This is a genomic window from Lutispora sp. QWL-02 (assembly GCF_058315355.1).
The window spans coordinates 299,621-319,369 of the sequence record NZ_CM177762.1; the positions used below are offsets into that span (position 1 = coordinate 299,621).

The window sequence follows — 19,749 nt, forward strand, 5'->3', positions numbered from 1 at the left end:
GCGTATCGGCTCTATTCCTTGTTGATTAAATGAGTATGCTATTCCAGCATCAACAATAAATATGCTTTTGGCATATTTGCCTTGACAAAATCCAGCCCTTCTTTGGCTTGATAGGTTTTTATTGAGGCAAGATAAGCATCAAACCATTCCTGCCCTGTTTTTGAAGCAAAATCAATATCTTCATTAAACTGTTTCAAAATAGCTCTGCAAGCTGACTCCATAATTCTTGCCTTTTTACCGGTCTGGCTACCTTCTAAAAATCTGGTATACGCATAGGTAAGCATATAGTCACCGTAATAGATTAGCTCACGTTGTTTTGATTGTAGTCTCCAATTAGATGGGGCATCCGCCATTTGCAAAATATCTTGAATGACGCTTGTAATCATAAGCTCAGCATTGATAAAACCGCCCTTAATCAGTTGCTGATAAATACTTTGCTTCTGTCCTACAATAAACTTCTGCGTATCCAAGGCATCCTGCAATACTGCTTTTGGAAATTTCTTTTCTATATCAGGTTTGTAATATGAGCCGTCACGTGGCTGCCAATATTCATGGGGCATATACGGTGACAGTTTCAATGTCTGAATTACCAGCTCTACCACCTGCTTCTGTTGCCAATACCACATGACTTTCGCAAGCAATATCCGCTGGCCTGTAATCATTTTTATTATACTCTAAAATTGCTTTATGAATCGCCTGTTCCAAAGGGTCTGCGATCGGGTTTATATTGTAAAAGTTAATCAGTTCTTGCAGCTTTTCCGGACTTGCTGCATATATGCGCATATCACCACCAACCTGATCATTTGCCCATTCACGATTGAAATGAAGCTCTGTTTCGCCGCCAAAGGGATCTTTTGTTATGATATAAAAGTCTTCCAAATTATCAACCAATGCAAAGAGCAACAGTGCGGATAGATTCAAATCATTTACATTGTAGGTAGCATTTTCATTTTCGTCAAGAATCCATCTGATGCCACGCTGATTTGAGTTTGTAAGCAGTTCAAATTGCTTGTGATGCAGTTCCGCCGGCAATGGCAATAATCCAAGGAGCTTTCCAACGGCTGAATTATCGCCGACATATTTTGTGCGGGCTTTCCATAAATTCTCCGCAGAGTATGTGTACATTTCTTTAGGCTGGAGCTGAATGGTCGTCGCTTTTGCTCTTGTTGGATGACTTTCCTGTACCTCACCGATAAAAATCACAACATAATCGCCAACAGAGAAATCATCTAAAGAAAGGCGCATAGGCTTACTGTTTGTTGCGACAGTTACAAAAGGATCAGCTTCCCAAGTCAAGATACACTTATCACCTATCACGCTGTTTTCATCTATACCCTTAACGGTCATAGTTTGATTTTCCTTGTCGATTTCGAGAATAACAGCATTTACGCCACTAAATCCTATTTCTTTATCTTTCGGATTTGTCATTAGAGCCGTTGACAAACAAAGGACAGCTGCCACTGACACTACAGTCACCCAAAAAGCAGGCTTTTTATAATTCAGTACATTTTTTATCCTCCCTTTAGTATCACCTTCACCAAAGGCAAGAGGGGTACCGCCAATGATGCGCCTTCCTGTGGCAAGTGTAAGCAGCGAGGATGAATATTCTTTTTTCACATCATTGCCTAGCTGTTTGATGACCGCTTCATCACAGGACATCTCCATATCTTTTGCGCTTACAAAAAACGCCACCCATACAAAAGGGTTGAACCAGTGCAGGCATAGCACAAAGAAGGACAATATTTTTACCACATGATCAAAGCGCCTGATGTGCATTTGCTCATGGAGCAAGATGTACTCTATTTCTTTATCGGCAAGTGTATTCGGCAAATAAATTTTTGGGTGAACAATTCCCATAACAAAAGGGGTATCTAAATGCTCTGCAAGATAGATATTATCTTTTTCATGAACGGCGTTCTTAAGGCGTTTTTGTAGTTTCATAAGAGAGACAATGCTATAAATCAATAAAATAGCAATACCCAAAAGCCAAACCATAGTACCGATGAAAATCCAAATTTGCAGAGGATTTACACTGGCAGTTGGGGTAGCCGCTGGCAGTAATTGATTTACAGTATGGTTGATTGCCGGGATGCCTGTGTCTATGGTTGGAATAGTTGCATAGATAATATCTTGGGAAATAGGGTTTGTCTTTGCAGGCAAGAGGCTAAACACACTCTCAAAACTGAAAGGATAGATCAGCCGAAATAGTACAACACCCCAAAGGGTATAGGATAAAATTTTAGGTGACTTTTTCAAGAGCAGCCTTGCCATAAGCACAAATAGAATCACAAAGCTTGCAGTAAAGCTCATATTAAGAATTTGCAAGAATATTTTCTCTAGCATAACTAACCCTCCCTGTGTTCATCAATTAGCCGCTGTATCTCGTATATTTCGTTTTTGCTTAACTTATTACGGCGGGTAAATGCGGCAAAGAATTGGGGCAAAGAACCATCAAAAGTTTCATTGAGAAATTGTTCTCCCTGCCCAGCCCTAAAATCAGCTTCAGACATCAATGCGGTTACTGTGCCACTTTTATTTTGAAATAACCTACGATCACATAAACGCCTTAGCATAGTGTAGGTGGTAGTTCGCTTCCAATTGAAGGCTTCAGCGCATAATTCGGTAAGGGTGCGGGAGCTGATAGGCTCATGCTTCCAAATTAGTTCGGCAAACTGCTGCTCCATCTCACCAAGTTTATATTGTTCCATATAATAAACCTCCTGTCGTATGCCATTAGACTATTATTAGTCTATCGTGATTAGACAATTTTGTCAATATTAAGTTTTTCACAGAAAGGGAAAAGAAAATGAATTCAAAAAACTATTTGCAGGCGACAAAAGCTTTGATGGTGCAAAATTTGTCGGCAGAAGCTGTTATGGAAAAATCAGCGGCAATCTTCGTGTCCGCGCCGATTTTATAACTCTTGGCTATGCGGACAAATACGAAGCACTTAAGATATTGCTTATTAACCGAGAAGAGGGGGTGATTGACAGCACCGTCTTGCGTTTTCGAGAAGTTCTTGGAACAAAGCCGGTGAACAATCCAAATTTCAGAAACGGCATAGACCTGCACTTGTGGATATCTGTAATGGTATGCCTATAAGCCTGCTGCGGCTTTTTTATGCAGATGGGAAACATGGGAGCCGACCTGTTGGAAATGAACTGGGTCCAGTCCATCGTGCTGTTCTTTTCCTATCTGGCGTGGGTGTTATACTGTGTCGGTCTTGTGGTGGCTGTCTTTGAATGCGGCGGGATTAAATACCTGTCCAGCATTCAAAAGTCCCTGAAAGAGCAAGGCTTTTCTGTAAAGCAAGCGGACAAGGAGGACATCAAACGCAGCAGCCTATGCTCCGCTAAGATGCACTTTATTATAAATTAATTCTGCAAACTGTCCGTATTTTTTAACTTCTTTTAAGTAAAATCGCTTTAATGCTTCCTTCTGTGAAAACAATGGTATCCCCCTTCCCAATAACACAGGAGCAATTTGTATTATCATATTATCTACCATATCATTATCTAATAAGGGAGCCAACATTGTGTTTCCTCCAACAATCCAAATGTTTTTATCATTATCTATTTGTTTAACAAATTCAACAATATCACAATTTATAGGAATAAATCCCTTAACGGATAAGCTTTCAGCATGTGTAAAAACATAGTTTTTAGTAGTCGGATAAAAACTATCTATATTCTCTATATTTTCAATTTCATTAAATGTCCTTTTACCCATGATAGTAATATCTATATTTTTATAGAAACTTTCATAATCAGTTTCTTCTACTGCTCCAGTTTGATAAAGCCAGTCCAAGTTATGGTTTTTATCAGCAAGATAGCCATCCATTGTTATACAGCCATAAAAAAACACACTCATTTTTTAACACCTTTCTAATATTTACACATATTAATTGACAAATCAAAATGTTGACATCACTGCCAAATTCCTGTTATTTATTATACCTCACTTCTCTATCAAAGTGAACTATTTTACTCCAAGCCCCACCACATAAAGTGTCTGGGCATGATTGCCCTCTCGTTAATCAAATTCAACTCCGACCACTTTATCTGCGGAAATCCGGCATGAATGTGTGCGCCGCAGAGATTTTGCAATATTAATCCATTTTCTTTCAGCTATGACAATATCACAATATGGTATAGCAACGGAGAGAAATCGAATATCTTTATTGTCATTATGGGCGTAAGTGCCACCACATCTACCGCCTACACATAGCCTTCTTCCAAATAGGTCTGGCACTTTCTAAGAACATCTTGGGCGCTTTTCCCATACCATTGCCAGCCACCTTCCTTTAGATTCGCAGTCGCCCGTGACACCCTTGGTCTTGGCTATATCCTTCCCACTACCGGGCGGATTCAGGACTTTCACCTGCTAGAACGTGCGCCCGCCGGGCGCACTTGTGAAAAGCGGACAGTTCTTCACTGCCCGCTTTCACTATTCAGCTTTATAAAGCTTACTTTTCCATATATCTTGTCATGAACCGGTAAAGTATGGCGGCAATCTCTGCCCTGCTGGCTTTGGCTTTAGGCGCCAGCTCCTTATCGCTCCTACCGGTGATCAGGCCCCGGTCATTAGCCCATCTCATGGCCGTCAAAGCCCAGCCGCCTATATCCTCTGCGTCGATATAGCCGCTTAGATCAGCTCCTGCCGTCACGTCATAGCCTTTGTACTGGCTGTAGCGATAAAGCATGACTGCCATCTGCTCCCGGGTAATGTTGTCATCGGGGCCGAAAAGCCCTCCGCCGTAGCCTGATGCAATGTTGTTTTCACTGGCCCAGAGCACTGCATCCTTATACCAGTCTGCCTTGAGATCAGTGAAAGGGTTTTTGCCCCCATGTGAGGGTGTGCCGTCCATACGCCACAGCACTGTTGCCAGCATACTCCTCGTCATAGGCATGGCCGGTGAGAATGTGCTCTCCGTTGTGCCGTTAAACAATCCCTTTGAGCATACATATTCCACATAGGAGTAGAACCAATCGGATTCCTTGATGTCTGCAAAAGGATTTTTCCATTTTGTATCCGGTGATGCCGGAGCAGGTTTTGAAGGTTCTTTGCCCTTGTCATCTTTGTCTTCTCTATCATCTTTATCCTTGCTTCCGCCGTTGTCATCCTTATCTCCGCTATCATCATCTTTATCAGGGGCAACATCTATTACCACGCCTTCTTGGACGACTCTGTCCCCGCCAATATCGTATTGTATGCTAAGCATGGTTTGGCCTTCAGCTACTGCTGTAACTTCATTGCCCCTTAGGGTTGCCGAGCTGCCGCCAAAGACTTCCATCCTTGTGGCGGTGCTGTCCGTTATATCTATTGATGTTCCGCCGACTGCTGCACCCATTAGACGCAGCTGTGCTGTTTTTGATTTTTCAAGGTTTATCTTACCCCCTGTTACCGGTGTATTGTTGCTATATACGGTGATGCTGTTTACTTCAGCCAAGTCTTTATTCGTCAATTCTATTATTTGCCTGGAAGCATTCCCCGCAGCATCTTCTGCTATAATCTCCAAATCCATTTTTGCATTGCTTTTCATATTTCCAATAAGCAAAGTACATTCGAGAAGCCCTGTTTTAAATATATCCGATTCTATGGGGTTTACTTTCACACCGTTTAGCTTAAAGGTATAAGTAGCATCAGAATCCCCTGTACCCTTCACAATTATGGAATCGCTAAAAGCATTGCCGCTTATGGGCGTTTCAATCATAAATGTAGGGGGAGTCGTATCAATGTTTATAATCTGTTGCACAATGGCATGGTCACCGTCTCCGTCAACGGCGTGGAATTCCAAAGTATGATTTCCGTCAGGAAATTCAATATTTTGTGTCATTGTCATAGACAGAGTATCGAATTTATACCATTTGCCATCCGCAATGCTGCTGTTTACATATAGCTCTCCCGTTACGGGGACATCAGAGGTAACTATCATGTTTTTTGCTGCTTTGTCATAGGTTATATTTATTTTCGGCGGTGTTGATTCCACTAATACCGCAGGCGATGAATTTATATAGGAGCTGCAATGGTATATTTCGTCTCCGTCGATATCTTTGTTCGGGTCTACAATATTGCCGGCTCTTACCTTTACCCTATAGCTCTTCCCCGGAGTATAGCCTACCGTTACGGATTTTCCCGTAGGTTTGCCGTCCTCGTCCATCACCGGCATTTCATAACGTCCACCGATCAGGATATCATCATCTTTATCAAAATACAGTCCCGAGTCAACCATGGTATCCCCTTCGTAAACGTCTATGAAATATCCTTTTAGATTAACATCTTCCGGATCTGCAGGCGTGATATTTACTCTAAATTTATCATCCCCTGCATTGCTTAGAGTAACGGATGTTGGCGTATCGGGAGCTAAACTGTTTGTCACTGTGATAGGCACTTCTACCCTATACTTTTCAAAGCATTTCTCCTCATCGCTCAAGGTCAAAGTGACATAGTAAGTTCCGCTTGCCATCTTATCAGGTATGGTAAGTGTGGCAGCGCCGTCTTTTGCCCATATCTCATCAGTATTCAGGATAACGCCGTCCTGTCCTTCCATATCGGATACGGATACTATTATATTTGCCGTATCGCTGATGTTTTCTCCTGTCCAATTCACCGCAAGGCTGTTTCCAGATAATGACGCTTCATATGTTTTTAGCTCGCTTACAGGGTCTACATATATGGCTCCCACATCGTAGGCTTTGCCGTCGTTAAACTCGATTAAAAAGTTTTTATTCGTACCAAGATGGGTTTTAGGTATGATTATATTTGCCGCATTCCCTGTTATATTTACATTGGCATCTTTAAGAGCATTTTCCATCTCCTCATCACTGGCGCCTTCCCCGGGTGCCACATAGTAAGTCAGAGGGTATAAGCTGCCGTTTTGTTTTACCGTCATATGATTTTCCAAGTATCCTTTTGTAAGCTCACTTCCATCTACAGAGCTTATGGTCAAAATATAATTGGCCGTTTCACCGAACTGCACCAAATGATGGGTGCGCTCGCTATTGGTAGATACTTGGGTGGGATTAATTGCAGACATTTGCATTCTCCGCGCCGGTGCCATAGCCTGATTTACCATAGCGTCAAAATCCGGTACGACCTTGCTGCCCGCCGCGAATTTCAAATTGCTGCCAATGGCAATAAATTGGCTTTCCCCCGTCACCGGATCCGTCCCTATCTGCCGGGGCACCGTCATGGCCTTGAACATGGCGAAGCTGCGCCGCTCTCCTGCATCGGCAAAAGCAATAGCCTCCACACCCGGCGCCAAGCCCATGGATTCGTTGCCTCCCACATTGCCCGCCGTGAATTCCACATCTCCGCCCCAGTAATAGACGAAGCCTAATTTTATAATTTCAAGGAGGGTTATATTTCCCCATACTTTTTCCGTGCCGCCGCCCAATTCCGCAGAGGCTATTTCCATGCCTCCAACAACAGGTATAATCTTTGGCACTCTTAAAGCTACCCGCAGAACCATTTCAAAGAAGGCTTTCGTATCTCCTCCGGCACCCGCCGTAATTTGCAAGGAGCCTTTTAGTATTTGCAAATAGTTGACGCCGGCTTTAAAATTAAAGCTAAAATTTGGATACCAGCCTATGGCCACCATGCCGCCGTCGACGAATTTTGCATCCTTAAGCTTCTTCAAGCTCAAATCATCAAAGCTGATGGAGATGGAGCGCAAGGATAGTTCAAGATCGGCGCTGCCTGTAAGTATCTTTGTGATATCAAACTCTATATGGAGTAAAACGGTTATAGGAGGCAATCCGTCTTTGCCGTATATGCTATCGTAGAGCTTATCAAAGCCTCCGCCCCCGCCGGTTATCCATAAGACTCCCACAGAATCCACATTTAGTCCCGGCTCAAAACCGCCGATGGTGAAGTACAGCTTATCAGGAATGGGGGCTCCCGATGGATTGGACTTTATTACAAGGGCCAACTGCATCTCCAATGTAGCGGTCTTGACCTTTCCTTCAATTCCCACCTCATATCCGCCAATGGTGTTGATGTCCAAATTCCCTTCAATCTTATTGGGTAAAAAGCTGACAATCTGCGGCAGGCTGACATGGGCATTCATATTGATGCCTATATAGCCGGGCTTTTTACCACCGTATAAAACATCATGAATGGTTGCTCCTGCCTCAACTCTGCTGGGTCTGGAGTTCTTGGGAGGAATCTCTATATCCTCTTCTTTCTCTACGGTACCTTTGTCAACATCCACATAGTATACACCTATTTCTTCCCATTTATCGCCGTCTTTTTTGTTTTCACGGGCCTTTGCCGCTCCTCCGGGAGTCATAAAGCCTAAATCAAGGCCCCCGCCGAAGGATATGATATCATAGCTTTCAGTGCCTTCGGAATTTTGGATTTTGCCTAATATGCCGTATTTCAAATCTATGAGGAAACCGCCTATAGTGCGCAAGGTGTCAAAGGCATTATTCCATTTCAACTCTATATAGTCTTGCCCGACATTTAGACTTTCGCCGCTTTTTATTTCGCCCCTTTCGCTGTATACAGGAACGATGTATTCCGTCCCGGCCTTTAACCGAAAGGCCGCAGTGCCGTCTCTGACGGTGGTATTGGCCCCAACGGTGGTAATCTTGCCGTCCATAAGGACTTCTACGGTACCGTCACTTCTTTCCTCTATGGTTAGGTTGCTGCCGTAATAATTAAGCATATGGCTGATATTTATATTCTTATTTTTGCCAAGCATTCTATAAAGCTTCTCATTGTCTTGATCCTGCAATATATCTCCTCTGAAGGATAGCAAGAGGTCACTTGCTTTTACAGCCGCCTCTGTGAATTTTGTTTCATTCTTATAGGCAACTACTTCATATTTTTTGTTTTCACCCCTTTGTACCGTCACCACACCGTATTGATCATTGCGGTATTGAGGGTCGCTGGACATATGGACAACCATAGCCCGGGAGGTGAAATCCTCAGGCACTCCTTGGAGGGCCGGATCTCCCGTATTCATCTTCCATATAAAATGCAATTGATAAGGTCCCGGCTCCATATAGCCGTTAAGGAGCATAGTGACAGTTTTGGGTTTGTCTCCCTGCTCAAAGGTCAAGTTTCCTATAGGTATTTCATAGGTTTTTCCGTTTTCTCCTCTGAGCTCAATTTTATTTAAAAGGTCGCTTTTGAAAAAGCTCATGCCCTGCCCTGTTACTGTGATATAGCGATTTTCATCGTTATAGACTATTTTTGGTCCCAAATCCGCCAAAGTGATGGCAGGCAATTTTGGGTCAGAGCCTGGGAGGATGATGAAATTCTCCGTGGTGCCTAAGCAGTACTCCTCGGCATAGGAGCCAAGCTCATTTACCTTTTCATCCATATCATAGACCTTTGTTATAAAGCTGCCCAGTTGGGCATTCTTGTCCGGTGCGAATTTAAAATCAAAATAAGTGGTACGGTTTTGCCCGGACTCAAAATTTATAACATCCGTATATACTGGGTCAATGTTGTCATAGGGAATCCAAGTACCCATATCCGTCTGTCTCTGGGTATTGAAGCCCATAGCATATACCACCACCGCCAAAGCTTTATAGGTCTTTTTCGATGTGTTTGGGTTTGTAACAGTGGTATTGATCCGGACGATATTGTCTCCCACTGCCTTTTCCGAGCCTTTATATGCCTTATTTGTTCCATCCTTAAATTCCAATTTGGAGGGTGCCGTAGTGTTTATAAGGATTTTATTGTCTTTGTTTTTTAAATTAGCCGTGACGCCGTAATAGGTGGAAAAGGTTTTTTCCTTGCCGGCTCCCATGCTTCCCAAATCAAAGTATAAAGCAGCGGCACTGTCTGCGGTTTTTGTGCCGTTTATACTATTGGTAAAGTTTAACGAAGGGTCCGGCTCATAATCAAATTTCGTCGCTGCTATATTTGCCCAATGTGCAAAAGTCATCTTATAGGGCTTTTGGTCTTCAAACACACTATTTACTCCAAAGCCCACTATGCTTGATGCAAAAGGATTGTCCCTGACGAAATAATCCGCCGGCATTCTGATGGCAGGGTCTTGGGTCTTATCCCATGTGCGCTCGAATTCAAAGTATTCATAGCCTTGACCCAGGTTTTGCTTTGGCAGTTCATAGTAGCCGTAGTCCTTGTTGCCCAATTGGGTATCCATCAGAACTCTGCTTTTGACATTCACGGCTTTGCCGCTGTTATTTTTCACGGTATAGCTTATCATTGCCGTGCCCAGCTGCTCCGAGACTTCGCTGTTTATTAATGTAATCTTTTGCTCCACTGTATAGTCTTTTACACCCCAAGTGCTGGTAACCCAAGCTCCCAAGGGGTCGACGACCGTTGTTACATCTGTTGAAGAATAGCCTAAAAAACCATAATTGTTGCCGAATATATAATCTTCATTTCCAATTCTAAAGGATGTAAAGGATGTATCCATATTAGTGCCTCTATGGGTAAGAGCCTTATCGTCATCGCTTTTTTTCAGTATATCTCCTTTTATGGTAGCTACTACATAGCCTCCGTTTTCTTTGCTTACGGTAACTTTTATATAATCGTTCTTGATCTCCACTGTCTCAGGTTCTGACCAATCCGCCCAAAGAGGCTCCATGGGTATTATGGTGAATATCAAAGTTATTAAAAGTACGGCAGATATAATACGCTTCATCATGACTTATTCCCCTCCCTTCTTAATATACGTAGACATATACCATGTACATGCCCCGCTCCGCACTTTGCGCCAGTATTGTGTAATAGCCTTTGGTGCTTATATCAAAGCCGTCGCTGCCTATAAAAGGTATGGTATATTTCATCTGTGCCGTGGTTTTGTATCCCGGGGTATAGTACAGGTTTATTTTTTCCCCTTTAAACGTACTATGATTTGTAGAGACGGTGATCTTATCCTCTGTGGTCATAAAAATATCATTAGCCTCAACGAGTTCATCGTTTATCGTAAAGATTTTGAGATCACCGCTTAATACATTTACCGTTCTTGTCTTTTCACTCGTATTTCCTAATCTGTCTTTGGCTGTTATTTTTGCTGTGTAGCTGCCGGGGGTATTAAGCTTTATAGCATCCATATTAGTTACGGCTAATGTCACTCCCGATTGGCCGTCCTTGGCCATCACTCCCGATTGACCATCTGTGGCGGTGATGCCTTGGAGTATAGCAGTACGAACGGCGTCCTTATCCGCGTTTTTCCCTGTACCAACGGCTTTGGTGCTTGCCATCACTATGGCGGGAGGGGTCCTGTCAATGCTTGTCACATTAGCATAGACCGCATTTTCATGTCCCCATTTGTCTTTGGCTTTTATTGCATAGATGCCGTTTTCTGAAACTGTCATATGATGAGTATAGCTATTTTCGCCTATTGTGACATTTTCTGCAGTTACCGTTGCTTCTGCGCCTCCTTGCTTTGTGGCAGTAACAGTTAAGTCAGTCGGTGTCTCATCAGTTATATTTAGTAAAATACGCACGTCTTTATTTGTATAATAGAATGTCTTATCCTCAACCGTCTGAACCGTTATTTCTTGCCCTGCACCTGTAAAGTCCATAGCCATCTTTACATAAGGCGCCAGTTCATCAATATTCTCTACTTTTGGATATTGGCTAAGGATATTTCCAGCCTCATCGGCAAAGGTGAGAATGTATTGACCGTTTTTCGCAAACTCAACTACATGCTCATTTTTATATCCATCCTTTGGATTGCTTAAGAGCATGACTTCTTCGCTGTTTGCAAACTTATAGGTTATTGTGACTTTGTTGTCAGCAGATGTTTTTTGTGGATATCCGCTCACCAATTTAGGGGGCACTTTGTCTATGACGGTTATGGGACCGTCCTCGGGACGCCATAATACCGCCTCATTGCCCCGTATATCAAAGACGGAAATCTTTGCCTGACAGTTTTGCTTAAACTCTATAGTTACCGAGTTGCCGGATACTATAGCTGCTACATATTCTTCTGTAGGCTTTTGTTCGTTTAAATCTTCGCTGTTGTCATAGGCTGTCACCTCAGCTTTGGATAGCTGTTCATTAAAGGAGAAGAACACTTTTATTGAGTTATTTGTGGGGGTGGTTAGTATTTTAACAAGATCATTTGCCCATGTATTTGCTTTACTATAAGCTTCTATCACTCCCGACCAGCCTTCCGCTCCTAGTTTCGGCGGCTCATCATCTATAGTTGCAACGGCAATGGCTACGGTACCTATATTACCCGCTTTATCCGTCAATATGAAATATCCGCTGCCGTTGGAGTCAAAGTTTACATAATATCCTACGCTATCCTGTTCAAGCTTAAGTGCTATGCCGTCGCCCTTCTGACCTATAACGTTTATGCCGTTATCAGCCAAGTCCGTGCATTGAGGTATCAGATAAGCTTTAATATTAACACCGCTTTCCAAATAACTTACCGTACCTTTTGGCGGTGTCTTATCTATGGTGCCGCCGGGTATGATTATGGGCACTTCTATAGAGTTAGCTGTGCCTCCTATAGAGGGACCTGTCAGTTTCACCCTGACTTCTTGTTCCGTTTCCTTTTCCAAAGTAAAGAGAACGGTTTTTTGTCCGGTGAATACTGTTACACCGCTTGGTGCCGAGCCTATAAGGCTCATAGTTGCGGGCACCGGTTCTCCGGCAGCGTTTAATGCTTCGGCTTTTACTACGATATCGCTGTTCACCGCGCCTAATTCTAAAGCATCACCGCCAGATGTAAATGTACCTAGCGTGTTAGCGCCGTCTTTGCCGGAGCCGCTAAAGGTGAGTCTGTATTTTGCAATCTTTGCATCCTCCGGATCGCTGAAATCTACATCACTTACATCAGCTTCGTAGCTTCCTATATTTCCTGCTTCGTCTTTAAATTTAAAGGTATGGATTTTGCCGGTTGAGCCTGCATCAAAGGTGATGCTCAAAGGAGCACTATTGCCTGCGTCATCTATGACAGAAACATTCCTTTTGCTAAAGCCGGTGATTTCGTAAGTTATTGAGTATATTTTTGTTTCTCCCGTTTCTTCGTTTATAAAGCTGCTTATGGAGGTTGTTACATAGGCTTCTGGTAATTCCTTGTCAATACATCTTATGGGGAGTGTAAATGTTTTTTGTTGATTTAGATTACTATTTGCCAATGTATAGTTTACATCTCCGTTTTGCGATACTGTTGTCTCCCATTGCTTTTGACCGTTTATAGTCAACCCGTCCGTTCCTTGCATATCAATTTTTATCGTCACATTTTTATTGGTAATGCTCTTTTTGACGGTTGCGCCGGTATCCAATTCCTCGTCTCCGGCATAGAGCTTCACACTGTGGCTGTATCCGGGTCCGAATATATCAGCGTAGATATATTCCACATAAGTGCCGCCAAATAGGTCTATATAGCCTAAAGCCAAAGCTCCGTCATTATATATAGGTAATTTATCGTGCTCCGTTGCAAAGTCAGTATTATACATATCTATCATTACCGGAGCGCTAAAGCTTAGCTTTCCTCCGTAGCTATAAACAGGATAATTGTTTTTGTTATCGCTTATATCACCGCTTGTATTTATAATTTTGGGCTCTACTCCCGCTAAGCCTGTACCGAAATCAAAGCTTTTCTCTGCCTCGTTCCCTGCGCTATCAACAATTATAAGGGATGCGGATTTTAAAACTTTATCTTCATCTTCGGCTTTATCCTTTTTATGGTACTTTACATATATGGTGGCATTGATTTCACCTGTCTCCGGGTCAAAGCCGCCTTCTAATTGCCCCGGTATTTCTCCCAAGGCGTACATGGTAGGCTGCTGATCAGGAGACTGTTGGCTGGGAACGGCTACGGTCTCACCGCTCTCAGACTTGCCATAGTTACCTCCGGTAATAAATTCCGTGTATTCTTTATCAAATCTTATATAAGCTGCCACGGCGGTGCTATCAGCTTTTGCTGTTAATGTAAATTTGCCATTGTCTACATCTGATGTAAAAACCGTCTTTTCTACAAATTCCGGGGGATCCAAATCTATATTTTTCACCTCGTAGCGAATACCCCATTCTTCATCAGTAATATCAGCTTTCTCACCGTTTACTATTAAATCTTCTGTCGTGTTTCCTGCCGAGTCTCTTGCAACGAGCCATATATATCCGTTTCTTATAAATTTGTAAATACCGTCTTCATTTGGTTTTACTCTTACATATTTAATATAGGGTTCTTGTGTATCTTCATCGTAGCCCTCTTGGAAATCTTCATTTTTATCATAATAATCGTCTTTGCTGCTATCGGTAGTATTGAATTTTTCACCCTGATCCACCTTTCGCCATGCCTTTACTTCGAGATCAATTTCCCCTGTTGGTGTATCTATTACATAGGCGGTGATGCCTCCCTCTGTCACGGAGTGCATATCATAGGGATTTTCTACTTTTATATTTACTTCTTTGACAGGCTTCTCCGTTTCTGAGATGCTAAGCTCTACTACCGGTGGGGTTTCGTCTCTTTTTAGGTTTATAACATATATGGGCGACTCAGTGCCCCGTATCTTATCATAGAACTGATAGTATATAAGGCTGCTTTCATACTCATCTAATGTTACATCTGCGCTTTTATTAAGGGACATTATAAAGTCAGATTCAATTAGGAAAAATTCAGGCCAATCCTTTTCTTTGAATCTTACTCTGCCGTCTCGTATTTCTAAATCTTCCACCTTGCCGCAACGCACCGCCGGCTGAGAGCCTACTTTTGAGTCTTCCGTATCCCTTGCTGCCAACAGTAGCGGCATATAGGGGCTGGGAGTATGGGGCAAAGCACCATTTAAATCAAGACCTTTGTCATAAAATTCAAAGGATAGTCCGGGTTTTGATTCATCTTCTTTAACCACTGTACCATCCGAATAAGTAACTGATGGGATATCTGTTGTTATATCGGTGAAACTGCCGCCTTCAATACTAAATACAGCTTTGGGCAGTTCCGATATATCGATGTCACCTCTGTTGATATATGGAAAATTTGGATCATTTGCCGCTTTTACATCCCCTGTAATAGCCCTCAACCGAGAACTGGGCGGTGTGTTGTCAAATATGAAGCTGCTTATAAGCTCATCGGATTTCATATTCTGCCCATAATCAGTGACCGCATAGAACCCATAGCGTACATACCAGACTTCCGGCTCTAATATATCATTCCCATCATCATCTTCGCCGATTTTTACATAATGGATCTCATAGGGCACCGCATCCACTAAGGCAGGGTCTAATTTTACTGTGAATCTATAGGGCTTTGAACCATAGGGGAAGTCCCTTTGACTGCCTATTGTGTTGTTTATAAATCCATCGGTAAACAATTTAGCCTTTGTGAGATCGTCCTTATTTACTATCCAGTCCTGTATAACAATAGGATCTTTCATTGTCTCTATACTGCTGTATAACTCATAATCAAATACAAGCTTTGTTGTTTCTTCGCCGTCCTTTTCTCCCTTAAACTTTGCCCTGTAAAGCTCTTTTCTCAGTTCAATCTTCAGCCCGCCCTCCGGCAGCCTGTCGAGGCCTGTAGACGGGTCTGCACCTAAATAGAACTCTGCTTCGGCAAAGTCGTGGAGTGTAGCGGCGTTTATCATAAGCTGGTCTTGTTGAATCCTACGCTGCGTCTCGCCATTTGCAACCCAACTATAAAATTTATCCATAGGCCAATATAAGCCTTCATTTACTTCAATCCAGCCCCCATCACTTTTTCTCTCATGGTCTATACGATTACCATTGCCATCGTTGGTGGAGAAGCGAACCTGCCGCACTGCCACCTCCGGCTCATTATAAAAGGTGTCAAACTCTATTGCTGCAAAGCGGAGATTGCCGGGTGTGGCACCAGTTTCCGTTTCATCGCTGGGATCTTCCACGGCGATCAATAGCACCAGAGGACGGGAGCTATCCTTTGCAGGGATGGTTTGAGGCCCATTAGCCCCTCCAATGTAGGAAATATCCCATTTGGCATCCAGGTTGTTGGAGGAGTATGGATTTTCATTGTATCTTATCACCTGTGTATTATCATAATTAAGCTTGATATCCAGCTCGGTTGTATTTATATAGGTTTCCCCCGCTGTCGTACCCGCATATACGGCTTCTGCAACGGTGATTTGTCCTTTGCCTCCAAAGCCGCCTGTATATACAGCGCCTGCAACAGTGCCTTCACCCTGGCTGTCAGGGCTGCCCGGCATCAAGCTATTTAAGGAGAAGCCTGCAAAACCAACGGTATTTTCATTCTCGACTCCGGCTTCCACTTTCTTATTTGGATCACTGGGGCTCCACCCGTTAAAGTGACTTCCCGAAATGCCCCAGCCCTTGCCTGCTGCAAAGGACGCCGCGTCACCGTAATCTATATCATCTTCTGTACCGGATGTATTGTTTCGCCAGATATAATCCGTAGGCCTTTCAAGCCATACATACCAATAGCGCTTGACATTTTTTAATGTTACATTTGCGCTTACTTCGTCGCTTGCTGTAAGCCTTCCCGTGGTGGTGCTGTTTATTTTGATCTCTGAATAGGTTCTGTCAAAGGCAAAATCCATGAATGCAGGATTGTTCTCGTTGCCCTCACTGTCCTCTGCCTTGACCCACAGGGTCTTATAATGTATTTTGTTGCCCTCGGGCAGGGTACCTGCATAGGAAATTTCGCCTGCATTACCCGAACCGCTTCCGGTATATAGCCCCGGCTCGCCTTTGCGAGTAGTGCCATCTGCTTCAAAGGTATCCTGCCATTCATAGCTATAAGTCACATTGCTCATATCAGTAATGGATACCTTTGCTTTTTCTCCATCCTTTATAAAAGTTACTACAGGTGGCAGCCTGTCAAAGCCGCTCCAGATTTCTCCATCCGGAGGGAGCTTCCCTGATCCTTCGGAACTGTTGCGGGCCTCATCGGTTACAGTTACCGTTGCAGTAACCCTGCTTACCTCCGACACAGTTGGAAGCTTTATAAAGGCATAGGCCTGCCTTGTCTTTCCGTCCCCAATCACTGGAGAGCTTAAACCGACTCTTGCGGAGTCTTCCGCAGCCTCTGACCAAGTATCTCCATAGTTTTCGCCGGCAGCTGATTGATATCCTATTTTTCCTTTAACGCTGCCCTCAACAGATATGTCAAAAGCCGCATCACAGCCCCAGAGGGAATCATCGGTGATATCCGCCTTGACCATTATGATGCCATATTCTTTATCACTGACATCTACAACCATTATCGGAGGCTCAAAGTCCAGCTTATAATTTTTATCGGGAGCCTTGGCATATTGATCTGCCTTACCGGCATTCTTAACCTCAGACCGCAAATTCGTAGGCGCCAAAACGCCGTTTCCATTCAACGCATAGTCCATCAGCTTATATCCCGACCCGTCCTTGGTGTCCGCCGCCGGTGTCACTTTTGTCACTTTAATCGTGTCTTCCTCTAGGGTATAGCCCGGGTATAGCTGCACATTATATGTGATCTTGTTCACATCATAGAATTTCATCCCCGACCCCTCGGAGACTTTCTTATAATCGTTTATGCTCACCGCCGTCAAAGGCCAGTTCATACCCCCTTGGTTCTTCACCGGGGTAACCCAATGCTGCCTGGGACTGGAGTCAACCCAACCCTTGCCATCGACAAAAACTTTCTTCACCAATCTGCTGCCATCAGACATTGGACTCCCGGGAGCTATAGTCACGTCCTTGCCCTCTTCATCTTTGATGTTCAGCGTTACAGTAGGGAAGTTTTGATAATTAGTGCCGTTATAAAAATAATTTCTTAAATCGTAAAAGCCTATGGTATCATAGCCAAGATTCTTATTCAGCTCCAATGTAACGGATAAGAGCTCTCCCTGTTCTACAAACTCTTTATTAGGCGCTTTATCCTTTGTCACTCTGATATTCTTTATGGCAAAAGGCTCCAAATCCACAAAAGGTGATCCGTCTATGGAATATTCCACTTTGCCTGACGGCTGATTGCCGTTCTTGTCAGCAGCAAATTTATTGCCGGATAAATCCTGTAGATTATACCAGAAATCCTTATTTTCTGTGGTGCTGATAGCAACTTTCGTAAACTTATAGGAATAGCCTCTTTCCTGAGTCACCGTAGAATTATCCGTATAAGGATCAGGGATTTTATATTCAAAGGTCATCATTGGGGTAGAATCTGAATTTTTAGGAGTGAAATTCAAAAAATGGGCTTCAGCTATCATACCGCTGGTACCATCAATCCCCAATGTCTGGACTTTAAGCTTTAAATTTGCAATATCGTTATTATTAAGGTTCTTAAATAAAACCGGCTCGTCCCATATCACTTGAAAATATACGGTGCGATCCGCAATGCTTCCAATGTTATCCAAAGTTATAGCCCCTCCGGATATCTCATTTTTGCCTTCTTTATCGGAAGTCACCTTTATGCTCTTTATCCTGGGGCCTGCAATATCTCGGCCTACTAAAATTGCATTGGTAAGCTTTGCACTGATTTTCTCATCATGTCCCGAATCGCCGGAGTAATAAAGAGTTTTTAGGCTCTTTGCCGGATACCAGGCCTTATCTATACCAAAATCAGGGCCGCTGGCTTTTGAATAGTTAAAAGCTTGATATTCCTGCTTCTTCCATTGCTTATCAAAAATCTTGAGAATAGAAGTATCATAGCTGTCACAAAATATACAGCTGTGGTTGTAGCCGTCCAGTTCAAAGGCGGTAAAATACTGTATATCTCCTTTTTCTATCATATTGCCGATATTTCCCGTTTTTACATCATTCATTTTAGCCAAGGCATCCTTATATAAGTTTTTCCCAAAAGGGGACAATTCTTCAGTATCCTGCCAGGATAAGCCCTCAAAATTATATGCGGCATGAAAGGAGCCTTCCTTAAAACCTACTTGGAGATTGCCGGGAAAAATCTTCGTCTCCGTCCTCCTCATAATCTTAGGGCTTGTATTAAATACAGTAACCTTTCCAAATAATTTACCCAAATCAACGATATAGGAACTATCATTGCGGCATCCGAATTTGTTGAGCAAATAATTGTTATTGGAAAGCCAAGTCGTAGCCTTGCCCTTATCTTTGCGTGTTGCTTCAGGGACACTGCCCCAAACACTGGTTGTTGCGTCAAACAGCTTGAAGCTCTGCAAACTTGCGTATTCCGTACCTCCTTTTGCCACATAGCTGGGATGTGCTACTGTGGTATACAAAGAGGTTGCGGGAGTGTAAGCAACTGAATGCCCATATATATTTGTTCCCACATTAGCCGCATATACAGGCAAAGCCATGCCGGGCAGCATCTCAAGCAGCAGGCATACCGCCAGCAGCATAGATAAAATTTTTCTTTTGGGTTTGTGTTGCATCATATATTACCTCCTTTACATTTTTTAGATGTGCCTTCCGGGCATTCCGGATCAGGCATAAGTGTGCCGGTACCCCAGCGGATCTCCATATCCTGCGCCACCACGAGGCATTCGCCGCCGCCTTCCAATTCATGCAGGAACAACCGCCTTGCCGCATGCTGCCTGGTCCCCACAAGGGCGCTGCCGTCTATATCCCGGCGCTCCCTGCAGTACTGTTCCCATACCGGGGCATGCTCCGGTACTTTCAGTTCCTCCAGAGTGATTTCTCTTGCCAGAATCATAAGCCCTACGTGCTGCTCTCCAAGCTGACTGTAAATCGCATCTTCATAAGTGATGATAGGATACCGGCCTGCTCTATTCTTGAGCCATATACAGAGGATTTCATCAATGTCGGTATCAACCGCAAGGTCCAGGATCCTTCCGGCGAACAATTCTTTTCGCCGCTCCTTCCTTCGATCCGCATTCTCGGGCATATATATTCCCCCTTCCCTATATGAGT

General features: G+C 43.4%; 7 protein-coding genes and 1 pseudogene. 1 reads left to right on the top strand and 7 read right to left on the bottom strand.

The window, feature by feature from the left end; translation table 11 throughout:
• Positions 1-38: 38 nt before the first annotated feature.
• From AC4HCY_RS01265 to AC4HCY_RS01275, 3 genes are read right to left on the bottom strand one after another with little or no spacing between them, the layout of a single operon-like run.
• Entirely contained in the window at positions 39-578 is a 540-nt protein-coding gene (locus tag AC4HCY_RS01265) for a hypothetical protein (RefSeq protein ID WP_323431272.1), read from the bottom strand.
• On the bottom strand, positions 550-2,343 hold the full coding sequence (locus tag AC4HCY_RS01270) for a M56 family metallopeptidase (RefSeq protein ID WP_491095220.1): 1,794 nt from the start codon (positions 2,341-2,343) through the stop codon (positions 550-552). Before AC4HCY_RS01270 ends, AC4HCY_RS01265 begins: the two co-directional genes overlap by 29 nt.
• Before the next feature lie 2 nt (positions 2,344-2,345).
• A complete protein-coding gene (locus AC4HCY_RS01275; RefSeq protein WP_323431274.1) occupies positions 2,346-2,708 on the bottom strand; it encodes a BlaI/MecI/CopY family transcriptional regulator in 363 nt (120 codons plus the stop codon).
• 406 nt (positions 2,709-3,114) lie between these two features.
• On the opposite strand from AC4HCY_RS01275, the pseudogene AC4HCY_RS01280 reads away from it, so the two are divergent.
• Positions 3,115-3,249: pseudogene (locus AC4HCY_RS01280) on the top strand (conjugal transfer protein TrbL family protein); the annotation flags it as partial.
• A 93-nt stretch (positions 3,250-3,342) separates the two neighbouring features.
• On the opposite strand, the gene AC4HCY_RS01285 reads toward AC4HCY_RS01280, so the two are convergent.
• The 4 genes from AC4HCY_RS01285 to AC4HCY_RS01300 form a co-directional block, all read right to left on the bottom strand.
• On the bottom strand, positions 3,343-3,870 hold the full coding sequence (locus tag AC4HCY_RS01285; protein ID WP_323431275.1) for a dihydrofolate reductase family protein: 528 nt from the start codon (positions 3,868-3,870) through the stop codon (positions 3,343-3,345).
• A 595-nt stretch (positions 3,871-4,465) separates the two neighbouring features.
• Positions 4,466-10,627: an S-layer homology domain-containing protein gene (locus tag AC4HCY_RS01290; protein WP_491095221.1), complete on the bottom strand. Its 6,162-nt coding sequence runs from the start codon at positions 10,625-10,627 to the stop codon at positions 4,466-4,468.
• 19 nt (positions 10,628-10,646) lie between these two features.
• On the bottom strand, positions 10,647-19,253 hold the full coding sequence (locus AC4HCY_RS01295) for a hypothetical protein (RefSeq protein WP_491095222.1): 8,607 nt from the start codon (positions 19,251-19,253) through the stop codon (positions 10,647-10,649).
• Positions 19,250-19,723, bottom strand: coding sequence for a hypothetical protein (locus AC4HCY_RS01300; RefSeq protein WP_323431278.1), 474 nt, complete (start codon positions 19,721-19,723; stop codon positions 19,250-19,252). The genes AC4HCY_RS01295 and AC4HCY_RS01300 overlap by 4 nt, the downstream gene beginning before the upstream one ends.
• Positions 19,724-19,749 lie beyond the last annotated feature (26 nt).